The 531-nt window shown below is 56.1% G+C and carries 1 protein-coding gene; it reads left to right on the top strand.

The genetic code is table 11. The features are described 5' to 3' along the window. Nucleotides 1-531 (top strand): BglG family transcription antiterminator (locus tag D6029_RS22355; RefSeq protein ID WP_208642713.1); only part of this gene is annotated, 531 nt, incomplete at both ends.

Below are 531 nucleotides of genomic sequence, written 5' to 3'. Positions count from 1 at the left end.
CATTTTCATTAAAACTCGAAGATCTGGCGGAAGAGTGGTTTGTCAGCCGTGCGACGCTGCAAAGCGATATGGCCGAAGTGCGAGAATGGCTGGCGCGTTACAACCTGACCATTGAAACCCGTCCGCGCCACGGCATGAAACTGTTTGGCAGTGAGATGTCGGTTCGCGCTTGTCTGACGGAGTTGCTATGGCAACTCGCGCAAGAAGACAGCGAAAATCCATTACTGACAGAAGAGGCGCTGAATGCAGGCGTGCCGGAACAACTGGCGGCAGAACTGCACAACTGTTTCACGCGTTGCCACGTTCGCCTGACGGACGAGGGCGAGCAGTTTATCCGTTTGTATTGTGCCGTTGCGGTGCGCCGTATCAGCGAAGGTTACCCGCTGCCGGAATTTAACGCCGATAACGTTGACGAATCCGTGCGTGAAGCGGCGCGGCAAATTGCCACGTTGGTACAAACACTCGCCGGGAAGCCGCTGGCACAAGCCGAAGAACAGTGGTTGCAGGTTCATATCGCGTCGCGCCAGGTTC

It is taken from the genome of Buttiauxella izardii (assembly GCF_003601925.1).
GTDB classification, from domain to species: Bacteria; Pseudomonadota; Gammaproteobacteria; order Enterobacterales; family Enterobacteriaceae; genus Buttiauxella; species Buttiauxella izardii.
This window is presented reverse-complemented; position numbering and strand designations above follow the sequence as displayed.